Origin of the sequence: Paenibacillus humicus NBRC 102415 (genome assembly GCF_004000905.1) — a bacterium.
In the GTDB taxonomy this organism is placed as follows: domain Bacteria; phylum Bacillota; class Bacilli; order Paenibacillales; family Paenibacillaceae; genus Paenibacillus_O; species Paenibacillus_O humicus.
The window spans coordinates 317,177-335,698 of the sequence record NZ_BIMD01000001.1; the positions used below are offsets into that span (position 1 = coordinate 317,177).

Sequence of the window (18,522 nt, forward strand, 5' to 3'; positions counted from 1 at the left end):
TCATCTCATCATGGATCTATAGAGACAGGGAAGAAATCCAGAAGCTTCCGTCGCGCGAATAATCCCGGAAAGGACCCGGCACGATCATATCGATGGCATCCAGCTCTTCGCTCGTCCATTGAACGGCCAGCGCGCCCAGGTTCTCCTCGAGCTGACCGCGGCTTTTGACGCCGATGACGGGAATGACGTTTTTCCGCTGCAGCAGCCAGGACAGGGAGAGCTGGCTCAGCTTGACGCCTTTTTGATCCGCAAGTGCCGCCAGCTGCTCGACGATTTCCAGTTTCTTTTGATTGCGCGGTTCAGCCAGATTCATGCGCTCGCCGCGGGAATCGGCCGGAAGAGGCTGATTCTGCCTGTATTTGCCCGACAGCCAGCCGCCGGACAGGGGCGAATACACAATCGTGGCCAATCCATGCCGCTCCGAGGCGGGCAGTATTTCCTGCTCGATCGTCCTGTCCAGCAGGCTGTAGGAAGGCTGATTCGAGACGAACCGCTCCAGGTTCATCCTGTCGCTGGTCCAGAGCGACTCCACGATCCGCCACCCCTCGAAGTTGGAGCAGCCGATATAACGAACCTTGCCCTGCTTGACCAGATCATCGAGCGCTCTCAGCGTTTCGTCCAGCGGAGTATGGGGATCCGGACGATGGATCTGATACAGGTCGATGTAGTCGGTGCCGAGCCTTTTCAGGCTGTGCTCGACCTGCTTCATGATCCGGTAGCGGCTGGCCCCTTCTCCATTGGGGCCGTCCTCGGTCCTCACCTTGAACTTGGTCGCAACGACGACCTTCTCCCGGCGTCCCTTCAAGGCTTTGCCGATGATCTCCTCCGAGGTGCCCTTGCCGTAGGTGTCGGCTGTATCCAGGAAATTGATTCCGGAATCCAGCACCTGGTCAATGACCGCGAGAGAGCTTTTTTCATCCATATCCCAGCTGCCGTAAGTCATCGTGCCGAGGCAGAAGCGCGAAACCTCCAGTCCCGATCTTCCCAAGTACGTATAGTCCATGATTGCATTCCTCCCCAAATGATTAGTTGAACACGAACCAGACCAGAGCGACGACGCTGAGCACGGCCGTCACGGCATACAGCATGCTGAGCCTTGCCCATTTTTTTCCATGCGCGCGGTCATAAGCAGGGTTCCCATTTCGATTTTCCTTGGAAAAGCCAACCGCCAATGTAGCGCCGATCGCCGCCAGAATGACGGCCCCCACGAGAATATAACTGAACATGACAATCCCCTTATCGATTTAAAGTTAGGCTTGATAAGCGACGATGCCGTTGACGACCGTCATGAGCGCCTTGGCATGAAGCAGCTCGTCGGGATCCATACCGTCATGGATCGGGCGGTCGACGACGGTGAAGTCGGCATGCTTGCCGATCCCGATCGAGCCCCTCCGGTCCGACTCCCCCGCCGCGGCCGCGCTGCCGTGCGTGAACAGCCCGATGGACTGGGAGATGCTCAGCTTCTCCTCCGGCAAATAGCCTTCATGCCGCTCGCCGGGCTTGCGCCTCGTAACGGCGGCGTGGATGCCGAGGAACGGATTCAGCGGCTCGATCGGCGCATCGCTGCCTCCGGAGCAGGGCAATCCCGTCTGCAGCCATTTCTTCCAGGCGTACAGATAGCTTGTCCGCTCCGGGCCGACCCGGTCCATGACCCAAGGGAAATCGCTCGGCACGAACCGCGGCTGCAGATCGACGGCCAGATTCATCCTCTTCATGCGCTCCACCGTAGCCGGCTGCACGATCTGGGCATGGATGAAGCGGTCCGGGAGCTTGGCGTCCGCGGCCAGCGGATGCGCCTCCAGCACATCCGCCATCATCTCGGCGGCTCCGTCCCCGATCGCGTGGAAGGCGATCGGATATCCCTGCCGCCGCGCCCTGCCGACAATCCCTGCCAGCTCCTCCGCTGTATGCATCGCCAATCCCAGCGCGGCGGGCGCGTCGTGATAAGGCTCCCGGAGCAGCGCCGTGCGGCCGCCGACCGCCCCGTCGGCGAACAGCTTCACCGCTCCGATCCGCAGCCAGTCGCTGCCGCTGCCCGCCCGCATCCCAAGCTCCTGGATCTCGTCCAGGAAGCCGTGGAACATCAGCTGATGGGTCCGGAAAGCCAAGCCTTCCTCCCTCAGCTCGCTCTGGATGCGCAGCATCGCTTCCACGCTGCCGAGCAGCCGGAGATCCTCGGTGTGGGCGGCCGTAAGTCCGAGCCGGAGCGCGTCCTCGCTGGCCCGCCTCATCGAGCTCTTCAGGAAATCGTAATCCGGTGCGGGCTGGACGGCGGCGAATGGAGCGGATGCATTCTCGTAGATCCAGCCGTTCAATTGACCGCCGGCATCTCTGCCGAAGGCGCCCGATTCCGGATCGGGAGTGTCCGCCGTAACGCCGGCTCTGCGGAACGCTTCCGAATTGCCGAGAAACGCATGGAAGCAGGTTCGAGTGAGATAGACGGGATGCCGCTCCGTGATTTCATCCAGCTCTCTCCGATGCGGCGCCGTTCCGTCCGGGAAGTTGTTCTCGTTCCAGTTCAGTCCGAGAATCCATTCGCCCTCCGGCGTGGAGGCGGCCCGCTCGGCAATCATGTGCAGCATCTCTTCCCTCGATGCCGCTTCGGTAAAGTCGAGCATGCCGAGCTTCATGCCATGCATCCCGAGATGCATATGGGCATCGACCAAACCGGGCAGCACCTGCGCCCCGTTCCAATCGACTTTCGCGTAAGGACGCCCGCTGAGCTGAAGCTCCAGCTCGGAAGCGGTTCCAATCGCCCGGATGATGCCATTCTCGACGTAGACCGAATCGGCCGCGGCCGATTCCGTCATGAACAGATTGCCGCGTACGAATAAGACGGCAGACATGGCGACCCCTCCCCGTTTTTTTCTTTCATTATACCAAATCGCCGCTGCCGCAAAAGACAAAAAACCGCCACGCGCGTGACGGTCTTGTGCCTGATGGAGGGATGCTTATGGCGACTATTTCCGATGCAGCTGCCTGTATTCATCCTCGAGAATGGCCATGAGAATGGAGTCATGATAGGCATGCCCATAATAGAGCGCCTCGCGCTGTACACCTTCGCGCTTGAAGCCGAGCTTCTCGTAGACATGCGCCGCCCTTTCGTTGAACGCGAATACGTTCAGCTCGATGCGATGCAGATTGAGAATGCCGAATCCGTAATCAAGCATGAGCCGCAAAGCCTCGCTTCCGTAGCCTTTTCCCTGATGGGACTTGTCGTTCAGCGCGATCCGTATGCCCGCATTGCGGTTGTTGCGGTCGATGTCCTGAATCGCGATGTCTCCGATCAGTTCATCGGTATCCCGGAGAGCGATCAGAAGAAGGACGGAGGATGCATCCTTCTCCTTGCCATGGAGGTAATCGACGATTTGTTCCCTCGTATAGTGCTTCTGCGTGCCGGTGAGCATCCGTGTCTCGGAGTCGTACAGGCCGGCGTAATACCAGTCGGCATCCCCTGCTTCCACAGGTCTCAGATAAACGGATTTTCCTTCCAGAAATCGGACGGGTTTCATGATGGCTGTTCTCCTTTTCAACGAACTCATTATTTCAAAAGATTACCAGCCCGTCTGCGGCCCGTCCAGAACCGAAATCGGTTAAACCCGTTCTCTACCATCCTTCTGGAACGGAACATAGACGAAGGACGCCTTGGCAGGCGTCCTGGCCGAAAGGTCGATCCGGGAAATCAATGAAGCGGCAGCCTGCAGCTTGGCAAGCTCTTCGTCCAGCAGCTTGCGGTACAGATCGGCGCTCATTTTCCTGCCGTCCTCCAGATTTCCTTCTGGATGGCGGATCCATTGCCACAGCTGCGCCCTGGAGATTTTGGCCGAAGCGTCATCCTCCATGAGGCTGTTGATCGGCACGGCGCCCGTTCCACGCAGCCAGGCTTCGATATAGTTCAAGCCGACCGACAGGTTCAGGCGGACGCCGGCTTCGGTAATGGGCTCTCGTGGCGCTTCAAGCAGCTGCTAGGCACCGACGATGCCGTCCGGGTGGATGAAGAGCTGGCTCGCCCCCGGCATATGTTCGTTGAATCCCCCCTCTGCCACTGCGACAAGCCCGGGATGGGCGACCCAAGTGCCGTCATGGCCGATCCGGACTTCCCTCAGCTTGTCGAGGCGAACCTTTTCAAGCGCCCGTTCGTTGGCGGCGGGATTTGTTTTTGAAAGGAATTTGCGCCGCCATGCCGCCGATGCAGACGCTCCCCGCCGGTGGCAGGTCTGGACCGCAAGCCGCGCATAAGCGGCCATGAACGGCGAGTCCATCTTGAAGAGGCTGCGGTCGGGAAAAACAAGCACAAAAAAACCCGCCTTCATCGCGGGTTTTCCATCGGACTGATACCGATCATCGGCATGCATCGGCCAGAGGCGGCTATTCCATCAAACGCGCTGTCAGCATGGACTGCGCCACTTGCCGCCGTCATGCAAGTAAGCATCCTTGATCGCCCGGTATGCCGTTCCTTCGCTCACCGATGCCCAAGGCATCGCCGCAACAGACTCTACGGACGGTTCTACCAATCCGTGCCGCCAGCCTGCGTCCTGTCAGGCAAGGCTCTATTTCTCGCCTGCGACGGCGTCATGCCGACATATTGCTTGAACAGCCTCGTAAAATAATTGGGATTGCTGCAGCCGACGCGTTCCGCGACTTCGGTGACGGACAAGCCGGTTTCCAAGAGCAGCTTGGCCGCCTGCCGCATCCGGCAGCGGTTCACGAAATCGGTGAACGTCCTTCCGGTCAGCCTCTTGAACATCTTGCAGAAATGATGCGGGCTCACGCTCACCATCCTGGCCGCTTCCCTGATTCCCATGGGCGCGCCGCTGTCTTCCACGTGCCGAATCAATTCCTTGAACCTTTCCTGCCGGAATCCGGCTTCCCTTGCCCGTCCCGCCTGTCCCGGAGGCAAATGAGTCCGAGCCAGCCATGCAAAGGCAAGAAACAGATAGGTTTTGGCGATCATCCGCCCGGAAGCGGAGAACCCTGTCCCGGACTCCGCGACAGCCATGTCGATCAAGCGCCGCGCTTCTTCTCCGCATCGGCCCGGATAGGCAGGCAGGGAAGCTCTTCCATCCAAAAAGGGCTGAGCAGCGTGTCATAGTCCTCTTCCTTGGCCCAATCGCTGAACAGCGCCCCGTTGAACACGATAGAGACATACTCCACTTGCTCCGAGCCGCGGCTGAACCCCGTATGCAGATCGCCCGCCTGCACGACGAGCAGCGTTCCCGGCTCGGCCTCGCATACCTGGCTGCCGATATGGAATACGGCCCGTCCCCGCCGCATCACGATGAACTCGAAATGTTCGTGCCAGTGCAGGAACAGGACGCATTGGCCAGGCTTCGTTTCTCCCGAAGCGTTGAAAAACAGTTTGAATGGATAGCTGCGGTCCAAAGGGTTGTTCTCCCAATGCTCCCGGTTCATCTCCATCGGCTTCACCTGCACAAGATAAGAGTGGTTTTGCGCAATTTAGGATCGAGAATACAGGGCTGGAATGCGTTATAATTCACTTGACAGCGTTTACTATAGCTCACAATCAGAGTGAATGACAAGCCCGATAGGAAGGGCCAGGCTGGAGGAGGCAAATACAAATGAAAGAGAAGATGTTTCGAATTGTCGTCGCCGGATGCGGCGGCATGGCGAATACTTGGGTGGAATACGCCATGGGCAGGCAGGACACGGAAATTGTCGGACTCGTCGACATCCGTCTGGAATCCGCTGAGTGCATGGCCGAGAGACATGGGCTGAGCTGCGGGAAGTATGTGTCGCTTGAGGAAGCAATCAGGGAAAACGAAGCCAATCTCGTGTTCGATGTCACCATCCCGGCCAGCCATCATGAGATCGGCACAGCTGCGATGAAGCTTGGCTGCGACGTATTCTCCGAGAAGCCGCTCGCTGAATCGCTCGATGGCTGCCTCGATCTCGTCCGGGTATCAGATGAGACGGGACGATCGCATGCCGTCATGCAGAACAGACGCTTCGACCCCAATATACGGGCGTTGCGGAGCCTTATCAAGGAAGGAACGATCGGCAAGCCCGGTTTCGCCGGAGCGGACTTTTTTATCGGCGCTCACTTCGGCGGCTTCCGGGATGCCATGGAAAGCCCTCTCATTCTGGATATGGCCATCCACACGTTCGACCAGGCGAGGCTTATTCTCGGCGCCGATCCTATCTCCGTCTATTGCCATGAATTCAACCCCGCCGGCTCCTGGTATGCGGGAAGCGCGGCTGCCGTCTGCATATTCGAAATGTCCGACGGCTCCGTGTTCAACTATCGGGGCTCCTGGTGCGCAGAAGGCGCCCCCACCTCGTGGGAAGCTCAGTGGAGGATTACAGGCTCTGCAGGAACGGCGATATGGAACGGCTCGGACAGCCCATATGCGGACATCCTCACCCCTCAGCAGGAGGAGCAAGCCTTCTTGAAGGCGACGAAGCGGATCGAAACCTCCCCTGCAGCCGGCGGCGCGTCCTGGCATCACCGCTGCCTGGACGAATTGTTCGACTCCCTGCTGCAGGAACGCCCCGCCGAAACGGACTGTCGGGACAATCTTCTCAGCATGGCTATGGTGCTCGGCGCGATGGAAAGCTCAAGAAGCGGGCGGAAGGTGCTCCTGTCGGAGCTTCTCGGACGCTAGCGCCGGCTTCACCTCGATCCGATCGGGTCCTCACAGGATCGCCTCTCCAATCTATCCGTTTTAGACTATCACCGGCTGACTTCTCCGATCATGGGATTTTTGAGAGCGCCGGAATGGCTGATTCGAGCATTGACCTTGATTTCCACAACCGGCTTCATGTCGAACAGCGAGGTATCGTTCCCAAGCGCTTTCCACGCCCGATTGGCTTTTTTATACATGGCATGCTCCAAATTCAGAAGGTCCGTCTTGGTGCGAACGGATTGCTCGACCATCTGGCGGACCTCTTCTTCAATTTTCCTGTTGGATGCTGCCTCCAATTGGGACAAAGACATATACTTCTCGTCTTGCCGCGACGATAGATACCCTTTGGTCTGGATTTCGACCTCGAATGTTGGAATCGGGCCCGGGCGGACGGAAATGCTGGATTTCGGATCCAGAAAGATAATCTGCACATCCGTTTTGTCCTCCGAAGGCACAAGCAGCGAAATCCGGTTCGACTCTTGGGCAAGCCAGCGCATTCCCTGCAGCTGCTTGATCGGAACGAGCGATTGCAGCCGCTTTTCCTTGATAAAGTAAGCCCCGCTTACATACGGCTTTTCCTCTTTCCCTTTCTGATCCTTCCACTGCGTCTTATTAATGGACACCGCCGGTATATAAGCGGTCTCTCCCGGCTCGAAAGCGCTGCGCATCAACTCGAACAATTGCACGGGCTCAAGCTGAGAATTCTGAATGAAGATGGACTTGGGCTCATGCAAAATCGTATTCAGCGCCGATTGCCGGAAAAATCCGTTCATCATGAGAATATCCTCCATCTTGTCCTTCGTCCCGTATACCCATGGCGTCAGCCTGATTTCATGGTAGCGGGGCAAGCTGTCGAATACATGCTCGAGTCCGTGCCGGATAGCTCCTTCGCCGAAGATGACAGCCGTCATATGCGACCAGACAATCATGGATTGGCTCGTTTTATAGATTTGAAACATCGCGTCGTTCAGCGTGGAGCCCTCGCCATGGCCGACCCAGATCATCGGGCTTTGATCGTTCGCATTGGGTTCCGTTTTGGCGACGGATGCAAAATCGAGCATTTGATAATACCCGACGTACTTGCCGTCTACATAGTCGATTCCGATCGCGGTGACGTAATTGAGATCCTGAGGATCGACGATATCCGTGTTTCCCGAGCAGGATGTCAGCGTCAGCAGGACCGCGATTCCGCCCAGCGCGCGCCGCAACATAGATTATCCCTTCTTCCGTTTTTTCAGCATCGTTGCCGTATAATTGCGCCTTTGGCGCGGATTCAAGGCCAAGGCGGACATCCATTCCCGGAACTGCAGGGAAGCGATCGGCTCCAAATAGTTGAGCCCGAACGAATCCAGCCGGCAAAGATAGATCAGGATGCCGATGCCGGACAGCATGAATCCGTACACGCCCAAGTAAGAGGAGAAGAACAGGACGAACAGCCGGATGACGCTCACCGTGCCGGATAGGGATTGGTTGACGAGCACGAACGTCGCGACTGCCGATGTCGAGATGACTACGAGCATCGTAGGCGAAGCCAGTCCTGCACGGACGGCGGCATCGCCGATGATGATGCCGCCGACGATGCCCACCGTTTGGCCGACCGCTTTGGGCAGCCTGACCCCCGCTTCCCTAAGAAGCTCGAACAAAATCAGGAGAGTAAGCGCCTCCAGCGCCAGCGGAAGCGGAATGCCGCTTCTGGAGACGACCACCGTCGCCAGCAGCTGAAAAGGAATTTGGGATACGTTCACCGAACCTATCGCGACCCAGAAGCCGGGCAGGAAGATGGCGATCAGAAACCCGACCATCCGGATCAGCCTCTGAAGCATGACGAAATGATACGGGTAATGCACATCCTCCGGCGACTTGAGCACCTCGAAGAAATTGATTGGACCGATCAGCACCATCGGAGACCCGTTGACGATGACGATGAACCTTCCTCTAAGCAGGCATTCCGTAGCAAAATCGGGCCGGGCAATGTAATCGAGGAGAGGAAACAGGGAAAAAGAACGGTCCGACAGCCACTGCTCCAGCTGGCCGCTCCCAATGATGCTCTCCGTCTCGAAGCTGGAGAGCCGCTTCCTGATTTCGTCGATTAGGACCGGATCGGCTTTATGCTCGAGATAGACCAGGTATACCTTCGTGCGGCTCAAAGACCCGATATCGAACTGCTCGCTGAATAGATGGGACGTCTGCAGCCTTTTGCGGATCAGGGCCAGGTTTGTATTCACCTCTTCGGTGAAGGCGTCCTTGGGTCCTTTGATGGAAATTTCCGTATTGGACTCCGCAGGCTGCCGCTTCGGAATATCCGCGATGTTGAGGGCATGGAACCTGCGCTCTCCCGCCTGATGAAAGAGGACATAACCGGTGAAAAGCAGATCGATCATCCAGCTGGCGGTATCCGCCTCGATGATGGGCGGGGACACCGGCGGGCCGCCCTGCTCGCTCCCTCCTTGGTCGAGCCAAGCGATAAGCGGGTTCATATATTCGTTCAGCTCGGCATGATCGATCATTCCATCGCAGTAGAAAACAGCGAACCTGGATGCATAACCTTCCGGAACGGGAGCGAAGCATAGATCCGAGTAGACCGAAAGCTCTTGCTTCAGATGCTCCCCCTTCAGCTTGCCCGCCGCCAGCAGCTCCTCCAGATGCGCTATCGCCGGCGGCTGTTTTGGCTCCTGATTATCCTTCATTTCGGCTCAACCCTCTTCCAGGCGGAATGAAGCTGGCGATGAACAAGATCAGCAGCATAGCCAGACCGAACAGGACGAGACCCGGATAATAAAGGAACTCCATGAATTGCTGCATCGTGATGTCGCTGATCGGCAGCAGGATCATGACGACCAGTGCGAGCGCTATTCCCGTTGTCCACCACTGACGGAATCGGATCGATTTCGTCTCGAGAATATCCGTCAGCAGGAACAGCATCAGAGCGACCCGCACGAGAGAGCCGGCCATCAACTGCAGGATGGCCAGGAAATCGACATGGGAAATCCTCTTGCCGACAATGAGCAGCCTCCATTGCTCGAAGGCGGGAAAGCGCAAGCTGCCGGCCACCGACGGTCCGAACGAAGCGAGGCTGCCCGTTACGGGTCCAATGACCAGTCCGCATAACAGCGTGATCAGGATGACGAGGCTGGTATAGTTGAGAGGCTTTTTGAGCTTGTGCTGAAGCAGAAGCAGCAGCAGCAGATCCGTCGTACCGCCGACGACGATCATGCTTCCCTTGAGCACAGGACCGGCTCCGTTGGCCAGGACGGGCATCAAATAACCGTAGTCCTTGGCGTAGAATGTAAACGCCGATACGAAATGCCCCAGAAGCCAGATGATCGGCAGAAGCAGGGCCGACATTTGAAACAGCGTGCTTCCTCCTTTGTAAGAGGCGCCCAGGGCAAACAGCATGAACAAGACGGTAACAATCCAGATGGGCGTAAAAGGCAGGAAAAAAATCGTCACGACCTCGATCATATCGAAGAGGGCAATATACCCCGCGAGAAAATAGTTCAATGCCATAACCGCGATAAGCGGAACGGCGATCCAGACGCCCATCCGCGATTTCAGCCAGCCGTACAGCTTCTCCTTGCCGATGGATTTCGATATCCGCACAAAGAACAGGCCCCATGCAAGCAGAAATACATATGCGACCAGGACGCTGATCCAGGAATCCCTTCCGGAAGTCTTCAGCAGCTGCGGCAGGATAAGAACATGATTCGATATGCCGAGCGATAACAGGAGAAGGAAAATGACCTGCGTCCGCGAGTACATGTAGTTTTCGCCTCCTATGCAGCAAGTAACGCTTAGAGTATCCATTTTCATCCATGGATATTCGGCAGCAGATCCTCTCCTTGCTGGCGGCTAATGCCTTCCCGTTGCCGAGCCAAAAAAAAGAACCGCAGCTTCGGCCAAAGGCGGAAGCTGCGGTCTGCAGGCGATCTCGGCTGAAACATACAAGCGGCTATCCACGCTTCACCCATGTCGGTATTTTGCCGGCAACGGAATCCATAGCCTCTCGCAGCTGCTTGTTGTCGATATGCGTATAGATTTGAGTCGTCTCGATGCTGGCGTGCCCGAGCAGCTCCTGCAGCGTCCGGATATCCGTGCCGCTGCGGATCTGCATCGTGGCGAAGCTATGCCTCAGCTTATGGCTCGACAGCTTTTTCATCGACAGCTCCGGCAAGCTGGCCTGCAGCCGGGAGAGCGTGGAATCCGCCATGTTCTGAATCATCCGGATCGACAGGCGCCTGCCCAGCTGAGACACGAACATCGGCTGCTCCTTTCCTTGCTTCATCTTGAGCTCGGAGGTTTCCATCATTTGGAGCAGGAGCCGCGCGAGCGATGACGGCAGCGGCAGATAACGCCATTTGCGCCCTTTGCCCAGCACGGACAGCATGCCTTCGGACGTCAGGTCGTGTCGGTTGAGCCTGTGGATCTCTCCGACCCGAAGTCCGGCATAGGACATCAGCAGCAAGATCGAAAGATTGCGCTCGCGATGCCTGCCTTCGATATGCTCGAACAGCAGCTGCAGCTGCTCCTCCTCCAGATAGACCGGGATGCGGTTTTTCTGCTGCCTGGATTTGGCTGTAAGCGCGGCCGGATTCACATTCAGCTGCTCCATCTCGTTGAGCGCCTTGTAAAAGGCTCTCAGCGAGGACAGCTTCCGGTTGCGCGCTTCATCCCCTGCCCCCGCTTCTCTCGTGCGGGACAAATAACGCATGATGTCGAGCTTGGTGGACTGCTCCAGCGGAGCGGGATGCATCATCGAGAGAAATTGGCCGACATCGGCTTTGTAGGCTCTTTCGGTCGAAGACGTCATGCCCTGGTTTTTCATCCAGATGCCGAACAGCTCGAGCTCCGTTCCATAGGTGTCCTGAAGCTCATGATTCGTTGCGTACAAGTCCTCCAACCTCCCGCTTTGAATTCATTTATCGCTTTAAAATCGAAGTTGCGTAAAATATGTATTTCACGCCATTTTTGAGGCAAGAAAAATCGGCAATCCTAAGGCTAGGAATGCCGGATATGCTGCAGCGTCTGCGTGAAGATTTGCTCCACATGGTCGTCGTCCAAGGAGTAAAACACGGTTTTGCCTGCCTTGCGGCGTTTGACGATGCGCATATTGCGCAAATATCGAAGCTGATGGGATACAGCCGACTGGTTCATGTCCAGCAGCACGGTCAAGTCATGCACGCATAATTCGGCATGAAGCAGAGCTCCGACCAGCCGCACTCGAGTAGGATCCGAAAAGGCCTTCATCCAATCGGCCAGCTGGCCGGCGGAATTCTCGTCAAGCATCGATGCCCGCACCGCATCCAGATTGGCTGTCGATCCTTCCCCGGAGTCCTCGTCCATCGATTCGGCCGTCTCCAACCGCCCGTCACCGGAAGCAGGCCGCTCAGCCGAAGAATAGAATGTTTCATCGGTCATTCTTCATCACTCCGGTTTCTCTAAGGTGGTTTCATTATATCAAACGGGGAGTTAAAGCGGAACTTTTACGGATAATAAAAAAAGAGACGCTCTATGGGCTGGTTGCATTGACACTCCAACGGTTTAATCATATTATATGAGCAAGTGATCATATGTTATATTAATTCTCTTTTTGGAAAGTAGGTACCGACGATGACGGAATACCGGGTAAAAGGTCTCAGCTGCGGCAATTGCACGCTCGAGCTCGAACGTGAAATTCGCAAGCTTCCTTACGGCGATACGGCTACTCTTCATTATTCCTCGGCTCGGCTTGTCATCGACGAGCGGGTGCCGCTCGATAAGCTGCGAAAAATATTGAAATCGGACGGAGCGGCTTTGATCGGTTCAGCCGCGGCGGCTTCAAGCCCTCATGCTGGAGTTTCCTCTTCTTGCGTATTGCCGGAATCAGGCCAAGGCCATTCGTCGGAGCATGAACACGGCAGCAGCGAAGATAGCCATAACCATAACCATAGCCAATCGAAATGGAACAGCACTGCTGGCGTAGCGGCGGCTGCTTCAGGCGAAGCCCCAGACACCGGCAATGCTCAAACAGGTTCTCACACCGGCAGCGATGGCCACGGACACGATCACAATGACGGCCATCATGACCACGATCATGGAGATGGAAGCCGCTTCACCCTGTATCTCATAGGCGTCTCCTTCCTGCTGTTCGCTCTGGCGGCATGGTCGGGCTCCCTCCTCTCCGACACGATGCAAATCGTCTTTTATGTCGCGGCGATAATTTTGAGCGGCTGGTCGACGTTCTGGAGAGGACTCCGCAATTTGCTGCGCTTTCGCTTCAACATCGATACGCTCATGACCGTCGCGCTGGTCGGCGCGGCAGCGATTCAGGAATGGAAGGAAGCTACGCTCGTCGCCATCCTGTTCGGCATCAACGAGCTGCTTGAAGGCCTCGGCATGAGCCGTGCCCGCCGTTCCATGGACCGGCTGCTGCAGGCTGCGCCGAAGGAAGCCGTGCTGCTGGCCGACGGCGGCCAGCAATCCGTCCCGGTAAGCCGGCTTCGCGAAGGCGATCTCGTGCTAGTGAAAGCAGGCTCGCAGATCCCATCGGACGGCACGATCGTAAGCGGTCAGAGCTCTGTCAACGAAGCGGCGATTACAGGCGAGTCGCTCCCTGTCGACAAGAAGATCGACGATCAGGTTTTCGGCGGCAGCCTCAACAATGAAGGCATGCTGACAGTCCGGATCGACCGGGCTTACCAGCAGTCCTCGCTGGCCAAAATCCTGCAGCTCGTGCAGGAAGCCCAGGAATCGAAAACGCCGACAGAGCTGTTCATCAACCGCTTCTCCCGATACTACACGCCCTTTATTATGCTTGTTTCCCTGCTCGTCATCCTCATCCCTCCGCTGCTGCTCGGCGGTTCATGGAACCACTGGCTTTATGAAGGGCTGGCCGTCCTTATCGTAGGATGTCCATGCGCTTTGATCCTCTCCTCGCCCGTTGCCATCCTGGCCGGAATCACCCGATTGGCGCGCGAAGGAATTCTGGTCAAAGGCGGAGCCTTTTTGGAGCAGCTCGGCAAGATCGACTTGATCGCCTTCGATAAAACCGGAACGTTGACCAAAGGCCGGCCGCATGTCGCGGCCGCGGAAAGTTGGGATGACCGGTTCCTGCCGATCGCGGCCGCGATCGAGAGCGGTTCGTCCCATCCGCTTGCGGGAGCGGTTCTGGATTATGCCGAGCAGCACTCCGTGCATGTCGAGCCGCTGGAATCCGAGACGGCCGCAGGACGCGGGCTGAAGGCGTCGAAGGACGGAGCCACCTATACCCTCGGCAGCCAGCAGCTCATCGAGAGCCTCGGCCTTGCCGACTATGACAACATCAGAGCATCGGTCGATTCGTTCTTGAAGCAAGGTTATACGCTTGTGCTCGTTGCCGACGATACCCGCGTGCTGGGCATGTTCGGCATATCTGACGAGCTGCGGCCGGAAAGCCCGGCGGTGCTGCAGGGGCTTCGCCGAGCCGGCATCCGGCGCACGGTCATGCTGACCGGCGACAACGCTCAATCCGCAGACCGCATGGCAAAAGCAGCCGGCTTGACCGATGTGTATGCCGGCCTGCTGCCGGAAGATAAAGTCAAGCGCATCCAAGAGCTCAAGTCGTCCGGCAAGGTGGCCATGATCGGCGACGGCATCAACGACGCTCCTGCGTTGGCGGCGGCCGATCTCGGCATTGCCATGGGAAAAGGCACGGACAGCGCCATTGAAACGGCTGATCTGGTACTCATGCAGGACAATCTGACGAAGCTTCCTTCTGCTGTCCGGACCGCAAAAACAACGAACCGGATTATCCGCTTCAATCTTGGCGTAGCTCTCGGCCTCAAGCTCATCGCCCTCTTGCTCACCATTCCGGGCTGGCTGACGCTTTGGATCGCGATCCTGTCGGATATGGGCGCCACGATCTTCGTGTCCCTGGTCAGTCTGACTCTGCTCCTTCCTGTACGAAAAAAAGATAAAGCCTAATCATAGACCTCATTTAAGGCGCCTTTCCTCCAGGAAAGGCGCCTTTATCATTCCGATATGATGCAAGGCACGAGAAGAGCGGCTTCGATGCGATCCGTATTTTAATTCCGGAGCCCCCAGATACTTCCCGCAACGGTTTGTCCATGAGCCTTTATCGATCTTCATTTCAGCATCTTTCGACTTCTCTACCAAACGGAATCTTCCAAACATTGCCTTTCAACAGTCAAATAAGGTACGCTGGATACGGTCTGAAGCGAAAACGCAGGGGAGGCAAGGCTTGTGGAGCAGGAACCGATCATCACTCTTTCCAATATCTCCAAATCTTATCATAAGCGAAAAATATTATCTTCCGTCCATTTATCCATTCATCCCGGACATGTCTATATGCTGCAGGGAAGCAATGGCTCCGGCAAAAGCACGCTCATCAAAATTGCCGCGAACCTGGTCGCCCCTACTTCCGGAATCCGCAAGGTAGCCGCGCATAAAACCATTCGGATCGGCTACGCGCCCGATCATCTTCCCAAGCTGAAATTGTCATCGTCCGAATACCTCCGATATATGGGACGGATTGCCGGCATCGACAAGCATGTCTTAGCGGACAAAATCCTCGAGCTCCATCGGCTTTTTCAGCTGGATCCCGGTTCCTCCGCCTATTTGCTCCACTATTCCAAAGGGATGCTCCAAAAAGTAAACCTCATGCAGGCTTCGCTGCAAAAGCCGGATCTGCTTTTGCTGGATGAACCGCTGTCCGGCCTGGATGCGGAATCGCAGGCTCATCTGCTGGAAGCGCTGCAGAAGATTCATATGGAAGGCACAGCGGTTGTGGCAGCCGTGCATGATTCCTTGCTGATCGAGGCTCTTGGCGGCACCATGCTGCAACTGAAGGAAGGCGTCCTTTCGGTGGAATCGAACGTTCCATCCCAGGCGGCGGCAGCGCCCTCCCACAGCCAGGTCGAAATCAAAGGCAGAGCCGAGCCGGACATGCTGGCACAAATTCTGATGAGATATCCGCAAGCCAGACGTCAGCTGGCCGAGTCCAACGATTTGCTCGGGTCCGATGATTTCATTGTTCATCTCCCCTATGGACAGTCGCAGCAGCTCCTCCTTGCGCTGCTGCAAGCCGGGGCGGTCGTCGACGTCGTGATACCGATAAAGGAGGGCTGAAAATGCGCCACCTGCTGGCCTACCATTGCCGCTGCCATCTTCGTTCTTACCGCTATGCGGCGCCGCTCTCGCTGTTCTTGCTGGCCCTTTTGTTCATCTACGCCCAGGTTCCGAATCCGGTCATGGGCAGCTATGCGTTTTCCTCTTCCTTCTTGTTCTTGATTATGATATGGGTCTGCATCGGAGTCATGGAAGGGGAAGAAGCCAATCAGGACATGATCCTCTCGCTGCAGGCGGGTTCGTTCCTGCGGCTGTTCGCTTCCAAGCTGCTCTACGCGTGGTGCTTTTCGCTTCCCTTGGCAGCATTCGCCGTTCTGTACCCTGCCCTGTTCCACAAGTTCGCCAGAGCTCCCGAGGTGTCCGAATTAGCCTTTTCATTCGGCAGCCACATCATGATGTCGGTGCTTGGCGTCGGAATTGCATCGTTGTTCAACAGCCGGTTGATATCTTCCCGCTCGATCTCCTATCTGCTGCTGCTGGCCGTCATTGCCCTTTCCTTCTCGGGACAAGGCATTCTGGACCAGCTTCCGGCGCCGGCAAACGGATTGGCCTGGCTTGCTCCTCCGGCCTGGCATATGGTACGCACATTGACGCAGTATGACGGCGCAGCCACCTCCGTTCGATTGGCCGCGATTGTCTATCCCTTGCTATACGGCGTTGCCGCGGCTGCATGGGCATGCAAGCTCATGAACAACCGGAAGCTCGACCTTCCATTGAAGTAATGTTGGAAACAAAAAAGCCCCGCTGTCAGCGGGGCTTTGCATTCATTAAGGAACGAATTGTTGAACGATCTTCGTTACGATTCCGTCCTTGACGGTGATGTGATACGGGAAATAGCTCAAATCAAGCACATCGGTCTGTGGATAAAGCTGGGCGAATTTCTCGAGCGAGATCGGCTCGTTCCACTCGGTATCAGCAGCGTCGTTTCCTTTGTCATAGATCTGCATAAGCACTTCGGCATTGGGAGCAACCTCGTAGGTTTGGACGGAAGGATCGTCGTTGACGATGTAATAGCCGTCCGGAGCTCCGTCCAAGCCGGAATCCGGCTCATGCTTGAGGAACTGCTCATCCGCCTGAGCGCCTTCGTACCAGTCGATCTTGTCGGCGGTTATGTACCATTTGCCGTCTTTATGAGTCAATCCATTAATATAGTCCGTTTGGGTGTCTGCGGTCTTCTTCACGGGCTGATAATCGCCGCCGACCGCGTTGGCCGTGGAGATGAAGTAGAATACGATTGCCGCTGCAGCCATCATGCTGAACATCGTTTTTTTCATTGGGGTTCGACTCCCTTTCTCTTCGCAGGCCGATTCATTGGCATATTACCCGTTCTCGATCGCCCTGAATCATTTGCCCTCGTTCCCTATTATAAACGGCTCATCTCCCCAAGAAGTTGCAACAAAGTTACAAAAGGCTGTAACCTGTATTTAAAGACTATGTTCTTGTCCAAACGGATTCCAGCGCGGACAATAAAAAGGAGCTGCCAGACGACAACATGAAGGTTAAAAGAAGCGCAGGAGCCGCGGTATTTATCCTCATCTACGCGGCCATTACCTATTATATTGGATGGTCCGCATCCGCATTCATGCAATCCTACCATCTCCAGACGGGCTGGATATGGCTGCCCGTCATTTTCTTCGCCCTTTCCTACTTTGCGGCCATGGGGTTGATCCGCGTCTGGGACTCGGCGCTCATTCGCGGAGTCAAAGTCGTCTCTTCCTTCTATGTCGCGATTCTCGAATACTTGATTCTTCTCCTTCCCGCTGCCGGACTTATCGGCCTCGCATGGAACGCCGCAGGCGGCGATACGGATGCTTACGTCCAAGCAGCCGGATGGACGGTGCTGGCGCTGCTCGCGATCCTGCTTTTCTGGGGCTCCCGGAACGCATGGAGCCCTGTCGTCAGAGAACATACGCTTGAGATCGCCAAATCCGTGCCGGGACGAACCGGCATCCGCATCATGGTCGCATCGGATATCCATCTGGGCAACATCGTCGGCAACAGGCATCTGCGCAAGCTCGTGCGCAAGGCCGAACAGCTGAAGCCGGATCTGATCCTGCTCCCCGGCGATGTCATCGACGACAGCGTCAAGCCGTTTTTGCGCAACAAGATGGCCGATACGATCTCCGGGCTCAAAGCTCCGCTCGGCACTTACGCCGTGCTCGGCAACCACGAGTATTACGGCGGCCATATCGATGAGTATGCGGCAGCCATGGCTCAAGCCGGCATTCCGGTCCTGCAGGACGAGCTGGTCGAGACCGGCGGCGTCTTCATCGCCGGACGCAAGGACAAAACAGCCGAAAGTCCGGCCTTCGGCGGCCGTCTTTCCGTCCAGGAGCTTGTGCGCGGCGCCGATCCATCGGCTCCCTTGATCGTCTTGGACCACCAGCCCTACGCCTTCGACAAGGCAGCGGCGGCCGGAGCCGATCTCCTGCTGTGCGGGCATACCCATAGGGGCCAGTTCGCTCCCAATCATCTCGTCACTCGCCGCCTTTTCGAGCTGGATTGGGGATATATGATCAAGTCCCGCATGCATGTGCTCGTTTCTTCCGGATTTGGCACCTGGGGACCGCCGATCCGGCTGTTCAGCCGCAGCGAGATTCTGCATATTACCATTCATTTTGTTTAAGCATGGACTTGAACACGATTTTCAGGTACAGGCCTTTTTCCGGCCTGTTTTTTTATTTTCTGCAATATGGTTTACATAACTATTCTTACTTATAGATGATTGTTGGAAACGTCCCGGCTTGATAAAATAAAGGTCTAGACTGGAGGCCGT

Annotated in this window: 20 protein-coding genes; 5 read left to right on the forward strand and 15 right to left on the reverse strand. The window is 56.6% G+C overall.

Going from position 1 to position 18,522, the window contains the following annotated elements; genetic code table 11:
* Window positions 1–16 precede the first annotated feature (16 nt).
* The 9 genes from PHU01S_RS01465 to PHU01S_RS01495 form a co-directional block, all read right to left on the reverse strand.
* Window positions 17–1,003 (reverse strand): aldo/keto reductase, encoded by a 987-nt coding sequence (locus PHU01S_RS01465; protein WP_048748194.1) that lies wholly within the window; start codon window positions 1,001–1,003, stop codon window positions 17–19.
* A 22-nt stretch (window positions 1,004–1,025) separates the two neighbouring features.
* Window positions 1,026–1,226: a hypothetical protein gene (locus PHU01S_RS01470; RefSeq protein WP_021878199.1), complete on the reverse strand. Its 201-nt coding sequence runs from the start codon at window positions 1,224–1,226 to the stop codon at window positions 1,026–1,028.
* A 24-nt stretch (window positions 1,227–1,250) separates the two neighbouring features.
* A complete protein-coding gene (locus PHU01S_RS01475) occupies window positions 1,251–2,846 on the reverse strand; it encodes an amidohydrolase (RefSeq protein WP_127505709.1) in 1,596 nt (531 codons plus the stop codon).
* Window positions 2,847–2,960: 114 nt separating this feature from the next.
* On the reverse strand, window positions 2,961–3,512 hold the full coding sequence (locus PHU01S_RS01480) for a GNAT family N-acetyltransferase (protein ID WP_373864512.1): 552 nt from the start codon (window positions 3,510–3,512) through the stop codon (window positions 2,961–2,963).
* Window positions 3,513–3,593: 81 nt separating this feature from the next.
* A complete protein-coding gene (locus PHU01S_RS27040; protein ID WP_373864514.1) occupies window positions 3,594–3,962 on the reverse strand; it encodes a hypothetical protein in 369 nt (122 codons plus the stop codon).
* Window positions 3,963–3,965: 3 nt separating this feature from the next.
* The gene (locus PHU01S_RS27045; protein ID WP_049867329.1) at window positions 3,966–4,295 is read right to left on the reverse strand and encodes a hypothetical protein; all 330 of its coding nucleotides are present in this window, start codon (window positions 4,293–4,295) and stop codon (window positions 3,966–3,968) included.
* A gap of 93 nt (window positions 4,296–4,388) precedes the next feature.
* Window positions 4,389–4,514 (reverse strand): hypothetical protein, encoded by a 126-nt coding sequence (locus tag PHU01S_RS26850; protein ID WP_281279714.1) that lies wholly within the window; start codon window positions 4,512–4,514, stop codon window positions 4,389–4,391.
* Window positions 4,508–4,999 (reverse strand): helix-turn-helix transcriptional regulator, encoded by a 492-nt coding sequence (locus PHU01S_RS01490; RefSeq protein WP_246029119.1) that lies wholly within the window; start codon window positions 4,997–4,999, stop codon window positions 4,508–4,510. The genes PHU01S_RS26850 and PHU01S_RS01490 overlap by 7 nt, the downstream gene beginning before the upstream one ends.
* Before the next feature lie 5 nt (window positions 5,000–5,004).
* Window positions 5,005–5,412 (reverse strand): cupin domain-containing protein, encoded by a 408-nt coding sequence (locus PHU01S_RS01495; protein ID WP_218032395.1) that lies wholly within the window; start codon window positions 5,410–5,412, stop codon window positions 5,005–5,007.
* Window positions 5,413–5,579: 167 nt separating this feature from the next.
* Here PHU01S_RS01495 and PHU01S_RS01500 point away from each other — a divergent pair, with 167 nt between their 5' ends.
* Window positions 5,580–6,623: a Gfo/Idh/MocA family protein gene (locus PHU01S_RS01500; RefSeq protein WP_127505718.1), complete on the forward strand. Its 1,044-nt coding sequence runs from the start codon at window positions 5,580–5,582 to the stop codon at window positions 6,621–6,623.
* 68 nt (window positions 6,624–6,691) lie between these two features.
* Here PHU01S_RS01500 and PHU01S_RS01505 read toward each other — a convergent pair whose 3' ends face one another.
* The 5 genes from PHU01S_RS01505 to PHU01S_RS01525 all read right to left on the reverse strand — a co-directional run bounded on the left by PHU01S_RS01505 (window position 6,692) and on the right by PHU01S_RS01525 (window position 11,984).
* Window positions 6,692–7,855 (reverse strand): Ger(x)C family spore germination protein, encoded by a 1,164-nt coding sequence (locus PHU01S_RS01505; protein ID WP_021878192.1) that lies wholly within the window; start codon window positions 7,853–7,855, stop codon window positions 6,692–6,694.
* A 3-nt stretch (window positions 7,856–7,858) separates the two neighbouring features.
* Window positions 7,859–9,331 (reverse strand): spore germination protein, encoded by a 1,473-nt coding sequence (locus PHU01S_RS01510; RefSeq protein WP_127505720.1) that lies wholly within the window; start codon window positions 9,329–9,331, stop codon window positions 7,859–7,861.
* A complete protein-coding gene (locus tag PHU01S_RS01515) occupies window positions 9,321–10,403 on the reverse strand; it encodes an endospore germination permease (RefSeq protein ID WP_048748200.1) in 1,083 nt (360 codons plus the stop codon). Before PHU01S_RS01515 ends, PHU01S_RS01510 begins: the two co-directional genes overlap by 11 nt.
* Window positions 10,404–10,593: 190 nt before the next feature.
* A complete protein-coding gene (locus tag PHU01S_RS01520; protein ID WP_246029112.1) occupies window positions 10,594–11,532 on the reverse strand; it encodes a tyrosine-type recombinase/integrase in 939 nt (312 codons plus the stop codon).
* 107 nt (window positions 11,533–11,639) lie between these two features.
* Window positions 11,640–11,984, reverse strand: a complete 345-nt coding sequence (locus PHU01S_RS01525) for an ArsR/SmtB family transcription factor (RefSeq protein WP_048748211.1) — start codon at window positions 11,982–11,984, stop codon at window positions 11,640–11,642.
* A 267-nt stretch (window positions 11,985–12,251) separates the two neighbouring features.
* On the opposite strand from PHU01S_RS01525, the gene PHU01S_RS01530 reads away from it, so the two are divergent.
* The 3 genes from PHU01S_RS01530 to PHU01S_RS01540 all read left to right on the forward strand — a co-directional run bounded on the left by PHU01S_RS01530 (window position 12,252) and on the right by PHU01S_RS01540 (window position 16,468).
* Window positions 12,252–14,582, forward strand: a complete 2,331-nt coding sequence (locus PHU01S_RS01530; protein ID WP_127505724.1) for a heavy metal translocating P-type ATPase — start codon at window positions 12,252–12,254, stop codon at window positions 14,580–14,582.
* A gap of 279 nt (window positions 14,583–14,861) precedes the next feature.
* Complete coding sequence (locus PHU01S_RS01535; RefSeq protein WP_127505726.1) at window positions 14,862–15,746, forward strand: ATP-binding cassette domain-containing protein; 885 nt, start codon at window positions 14,862–14,864, stop codon at window positions 15,744–15,746.
* Between the two features lie 2 nt (window positions 15,747–15,748).
* Window positions 15,749–16,468 carry a hypothetical protein gene (locus PHU01S_RS01540; RefSeq protein ID WP_127505728.1) on the forward strand — a complete coding sequence of 240 codons (720 nt, stop codon included), beginning with the start codon at window positions 15,749–15,751 and terminating at the stop codon, window positions 16,466–16,468.
* 45 nt (window positions 16,469–16,513) lie between these two features.
* Here PHU01S_RS01540 and PHU01S_RS01545 read toward each other — a convergent pair whose 3' ends face one another.
* On the reverse strand, window positions 16,514–17,020 hold the full coding sequence (locus PHU01S_RS01545; protein WP_021878182.1) for a hypothetical protein: 507 nt from the start codon (window positions 17,018–17,020) through the stop codon (window positions 16,514–16,516).
* Between the two features lie 218 nt (window positions 17,021–17,238).
* On the opposite strand from PHU01S_RS01545, the gene PHU01S_RS01550 reads away from it, so the two are divergent.
* Complete coding sequence (locus tag PHU01S_RS01550) at window positions 17,239–18,372, forward strand: metallophosphoesterase (RefSeq protein ID WP_127505730.1); 1,134 nt, start codon at window positions 17,239–17,241, stop codon at window positions 18,370–18,372.
* The last annotated feature ends 150 nt before the right edge of the window (window positions 18,373–18,522 follow it).